This window comes from Corallococcus exercitus (assembly GCF_003611585.1).
GTDB lineage: Bacteria > Myxococcota > Myxococcia > Myxococcales > Myxococcaceae > Corallococcus > Corallococcus exercitus.
Genome location: NZ_RAVW01000560.1, coordinates 1 through 5,244, shown reverse-complemented (window position 1 = coordinate 5,244; position 5,244 = coordinate 1). Strand labels below are relative to the sequence as shown.

Sequence of the window (5,244 nt, the reverse complement as noted above, 5' to 3'; positions counted from 1 at the left end):
GCCTCGCGCGGGTTTCTGGGGCGGCAGCAGTCCTGCCAGCCGCTCCCATTGGGCGTCTGTCAGCTCTCCTCGGCTCATGCCCTCCTAACACCCGGCTCCCCTCGAACTATTTGCGGACACGTCCTAGCGGCTCAGGGCTCCGCCCACTGGCGCAGGAGGTTGTGGTACACGCCCGTGAGCATCACCAGCGCGGGGCTCCTGGGCACCTCGCGCGTGAGCTGCATGATGGACGTGTCCATGTCGAAGAGCAGCGAGCGCTGCCCCGCGTCGCGGATCATGCTCTGCACCCAGAAGAACGATGCCAGCCGCACGCCGCGCGTCACCGGCGTGACGTGGTGCAGGCTGGTGGACGGGTAGACGATGAGGTCCCCCGCGGGCAGCTTCGCCGAGTGGTTGCCGTAGGTGTCCTCCACCACCAGCTCACCGCCGTCGTAGCTGTCCGGGTCGCTCAAGAAGAGCGTGGCGGACACGTCCGTGCGGATGCGCTGGTTCGTGCCCAGCAGGGGCCGGATGGCGTTGTCCACGTGCGAGCCGAAGTCCATGCCCGGCTCGTAGCGGTTGAACAGCGGGGGGAAGACGCGCTGGGGCAGCACGGCGGAGATGAACAGCGGGCTCTTCTCCAGGCCGGCCAGCACCAGGTCCCCCAGCTCCCTGGCGGCGGGGCTGCCTTCGGGCAGCTGGAGGTTCTTCTTCACCTGCGCGGACTGCTTGCCGGCGGTGGTGCGGCCATCCTCCCACGCCGCCTTCTGGAAGACGGCGCGGCAGTGGGCCACCTGCTCGGGCGTGAGGACCTGCGGGATGTGCACCATCATGATGAACGTCCTCCTACGCCCGGCAGGTGAAGCGCGCGACTAGAAGCGCACGTGCGCGGACAGCAGGGCCGAAACGCCCTCCGCCGGCACGGCCTGACCGCCGTAGTACGCGTCGTAGTAGAGCTTGTCGGTCAGGTTGTAGACGTTGAGCTGCAGGTCGACCTTCTTGATCGTGTACGAGGCGAACGCGTCGAAGCGCCAGTAGTTGGGCACCTTGTTGAGCACCACCGTCGCGTTGGCCGGGTTGTTCACCGTCGCCACGTCCTGGTAGGTGGCGCCGCCGCCCACGGACAGCGTGTCCAGGATGGCGTACGTGGTCCACAGCGACAGGCTGCGCTTGGGCGTGTTCACCAGGCGCTGGCCCTCCAGGAAGTCGTTGGAGTGCTCCTGGATGCTCGCGTCCAGGAACGTGTAGTTGGCGAACACGTTCCAGCCGCGCACCGGCGAACCGGCGACGCCGACGGCGTAGCCCTGCACGCGCTGCTTGCCTTCCAGCACGACGGGCGGGCCGTCCGGGATGGAGTTGGGCACGCGCGCGTTCTTCTTGTTCGTGCGGAAGACGGCGGCGTTGACGCTCAGGCGCTCCGTGATGAGGTCGGACTTGGCGCCGATCTCGAAGGTCTCGTTCTTCTCCGGGTCCAGCGTGACGGTGTCGTTGGACAGCGTGGACAGCTCGGCGCTCGGGTTGGTGGACGTGCCGTACATGCCGTAGACGCTGGTGTTCTCCGCCGGGTGGAGCACCAGGCCCAGGCGCCAGTTGAACAGGCTGTTCTCCTGCTCGAAGGCGGCGACGTCACCGTTCGCGGCCTTGGTCTCGTAGTCGCTGTGCAGGTTGTCCAGGCGCAGGGTGCCCAGCACCTCCACGTACTTGCCCACCTGGATCTGATCCGACGCGTACGCGCCCAGGTTCCACTGGCGGCTGTAGTTGCTGGCCGCCGGGACCACGGCCACCTCGGACAGGTCCGGGTTGTGGTCCGGGTCGAACAGGTCCGCCGGCAGGTTGCCGCCCGCCACGGTGAGATTGTTGCGGCTCTGGTCGCGCTGCTCGCGGGAGATGTCCAGACCCACGTTGGCGTTGTGCTTGATGAAGCCCGTGGTGAAGGAGCCGCGCACGTCCAGCTGGTCCGCGAAGTAGGTGTTGTCCGTGTTCGTCTCGAAGCGCTGGCGCCCGATGGTGGTGGGCGCCGCGACCGGCGTCAGGCCGCGCGGCGCGGTGGGGCGGGAGAAGCGGTCCACGCCTCCGTAGCGCAGCGTGTTCGTCAGGCGGAGCGTGTCACCCAGGTCCGCCAGCAGGCGCGCGGTGCCGATGTGTGCGTTCACGCGCTCCGTGTCGCTGCCCTCCACGCCGTAGAAGTTCCCACGCGGCACGTCCAGCGTGACGGAGACCGGGTAGCCGTTGAAGTACGGCTGGCCGTAGTCCGGGATGCTGTCCTCGTGCTGGTAGAAGTAGTCCACTTCCAGGGCGACCTTCGGCGCCAGCTGGAAGCGCGCGGACGGCGCGATGCCCGCCCGGTTCTCCGTGACGACGTCCCGGCCGGCGACGCCCGCCAGCTGTCCCGCGGCGGCCACGCGGAACTGGATGCTGTCGGAGAACTCCTGGTTGATGTCCGCCTCGATGCGGCCGGACGGCGACGTGCCGCCCGACAGGCGCAGGTCCTGGAAGGAGCCCTTGCGCGCCTTCTTCGTCACCAGGTTGATGGCGCCGCCCGTGGAGCCGCGGCCGAAGAGCACCGACGACGGGCCGAAGTAGACCTCCACGCCCTCCAGGTTGAACGTGTCGCGCGTGAACCAGCCCAGGTCGCGCACGCCGTCACGCAGCGTGTCCGTCTGGGCGGAGAAGCCGCGCAGCGAGAAGGAGTCACCCTGGCGGCCACCCTCGCCCGCCGTCACCGTGATGCCGGACACGTTGCGCAGGGCATCGCGCAGCGTCGTCGCCTGCTGCTCCTCCATCACGCGCTCCGGTACCACCGTGATGGTCTGCGGCGTGTCCAGCAGCGGCCGGGGCAGCCGGTTCAGGCTGGGCTCGGTGACGTTGTACTTGGCCGTCTCGCCTTCGACGGACACCTCCGGCAACACGTAGGCGTCATCCTGGCCCGCCGGCGCCGCGCTCGTCGTCGGGGGCGTGGTGGGCGCGGTCTCCGGCGTGCGCTCGGGGGAAGGCTCCTCCTGGGCCGCGGGCGTCGTCTCCGCCGGCCGGGACTCCTGCACCGGCGCCGAGGTGTCGCCCGTCACCGGCGTCTCCTGGGCCACCGCACCGCCCGCCGCGAGCGCGGAGGCGAGCCCCACGGCCGCAGGTCCCCAGGGCCACAGCGCGCCGCGTACGCCTCCAGGGTTGCCATTCGATGAGCGGATACCAGAACGACCGGGCTTGGCTGTGGACACGGGTCCCCTCGAAAAAGGATGCACGACCTAATTGAGAATGATTCGCATATGCAGGACTCCGCCCGGCGTTACAAGAAATTTCTTCCCGATGACATTTGGTTTCGTGAAGCGCGGCAGGTGCCACGGCACTGCCTTGCATCAGCGCGGCGAATGCCACACGCCGATGGGTGAATACGACGAGGCCCGGATCCGCTCTCGCGGTCCGGGCCCCGGGGATGGCTGGAGCTGGGTGAAGCGTGTTTCAGGCGGCGTGCGTCTCGGACTCCGCGGGCGGAGGCACGGCGGCGGCGGCGGGCACCGCGGGCTGGGTCCGGCGGCGCGGGACGAACCTTCGCCAGGAGAGCGCGTAGCCCGTGTAGACGAGGAACACGGCGCCGAAGGACGCGAGCGCCGCGATGAGCTGGCCAAACCACCCGAACGCCTCGCCGGTGTGGAGGAAGCGCAGCCAGGTGCGCAGCTTCCGGCCGCTGTTGAAGTCCGCGTAGGTCTCCGTCTTCAGGGTCTGGGTCGTGAACGGATCCACCGACACCGTGTTGGTGGCGAAGAGCGGCCAGCGCTCCTGCTCGCGGACGGTGAAGGCACTGGCCTGCGGGCCGCCCTTCCCCGCGCCACCCGGACCACCGCGCCCTTCACCCCTGGGGCCACCCTCGCCGCGCGGGGCACCTTCAGCACGCGGACCACCCTCACCGCGCTGAGCACCTTCGGCCCTGGGGCCACCTTCACCGCGAGGAGCGCCATCAGCACGGGCGCCACCTTCGCCACGGGCGCCGCCTTCACCGCGCGGGGCACCCTCGCCACGGCCACCCTGGCCACCGGCGCCGGGAGGCGCGGCCAGCCGCAGGGTGATGGCCTCCCAGGCATTGGCCTGCTTCATCACCGCCGCGAACTGCGCATCCAGCGGCTGGGGCTTCGTCCCCGGCGCGGGCGTGGGAACGGGCACGGGGGCCGTGGCCATGGGGCCCTGCGCGGCCGGCGGCTCGTTGCCGGTGAGGGTGAAGATCAGGTTGGACGCCCAGCGGTAGGAGATCACCGCGCCGGACGCCGTCAGCACCACCAGCACCGGCAGCGACCAGAAGCCGATGACGTTGTGCCAGTTGAAGTCGCGCGCCTTGCCCTTGAGCCCCCGGCGGAACCACAGCGTGGGCCGCATGGAGCGCAGCGTCCACTTGCGCGGCCACCACAGGAACAGGCCGGTGATGCCCAGGAACAGGAACGCCAGGTTGCTCACGCCCGTGACGGCCTTGCCCACGGCGCGGTTGTCACCAGAGGCCGCAAGCCACCGGTGCAGCTCCTCCATCGTGTGGAAGAACGCGCGCCAGCCCTGCGCGCCCTGCTCGCGCACCTCGCCGGTGTAGGGATGGACGTAGACCGCAGCGCCGCGGCCCAGGGCCACCGTCACCATGCTGTCCGCCTCCGGGGACACCGTCACGCCAGAAGGCTGCGCGGCCGGCTTCGCCTCCTTCGCCTTCGCGATCATCTCCTCCAACGTCAGTCGAGGAGTCCCCTCCGCCGGAGGCGCCGCATGGCGCGCGTCACGGTCCGCCCAGTCGATGATCTGCGACTCGAACGCGATCGCCGCGCCGGTGAACGACATCACCGCGACGACGAGCCCCACGACGAGGCCGGACACCAGGTGGATCCAGAAGAGAACCGAGCGGAGCTTGGGATTCATGAAGGCGTCTGCGTGACTTGCGAAGGAACTACCTGAGGGCGAACTTCACGGGGATCACGACCTTCACGCGCACCGGCGCGCCGTCGTGTCCCAGGGCCGGCGAGAACCGCCAGCTCGCCACGGACTCCAGCGCGGCCTCGTCCAGCCCCGGCACCGAGCGCTGGATGCGGGGCGAGCCGGGCTCCACCGAGCCGTCCGTGCCAATGACCACCATCACCATCACCACGCCGGTGATGCCGTCCTCGCGCGCGCGGCGCGGATACTCCGGCTTGCCGGACAGCAGCACCGGCAGCTTCATCACCTCACGCGGCGAATAGATGGGCGGCGCCTTGCCCTGGCCACCGACCTTGCCACCCACCAGCCCGCCCACCACGCCCC

At 69.8% G+C, this 5,244-nt stretch carries 4 protein-coding genes; all 4 read right to left on the bottom strand.

Annotation, left to right across the window (positions count from 1 at the left end; genetic code table 11):
- Positions 1-131: 131 nt before the first annotated feature.
- Entirely contained in the window at positions 132-812 is a 681-nt protein-coding gene (locus tag D7W79_RS38505) for a Fe2+-dependent dioxygenase (protein ID WP_120530230.1), read from the bottom strand.
- A gap of 39 nt (positions 813-851) precedes the next feature.
- Positions 852-3,098: a TonB-dependent receptor gene (locus tag D7W79_RS38500; RefSeq protein WP_244222209.1), complete on the bottom strand. Its 2,247-nt coding sequence runs from the start codon at positions 3,096-3,098 to the stop codon at positions 852-854.
- 337 nt (positions 3,099-3,435) lie between these two features.
- Positions 3,436-4,866: a PepSY-associated TM helix domain-containing protein gene (locus tag D7W79_RS38495; RefSeq protein WP_120530228.1), complete on the bottom strand. Its 1,431-nt coding sequence runs from the start codon at positions 4,864-4,866 to the stop codon at positions 3,436-3,438.
- Positions 4,867-4,894: 28 nt separating this feature from the next.
- On the bottom strand, positions 4,895-5,244 hold a 350-nt coding region (locus tag D7W79_RS38490), incomplete at its 5' end, for a TonB family protein (protein WP_120530227.1).

Bases quoted from the DNA above. Each gene is read 5' to 3' on its own strand.
- D7W79_RS38505 (WP_120530230.1), bottom strand. From the start codon at position 812: ATGATGGTGCACATCCCGCAGGTCCTCACGCCCGAGCAGGTGGCCCAC.
- D7W79_RS38495 (WP_120530228.1), bottom strand. From the start codon at position 4,866: ATGAATCCCAAGCTCCGCTCGGTTCTCTTCTGGATCCACCTGGTGTCC.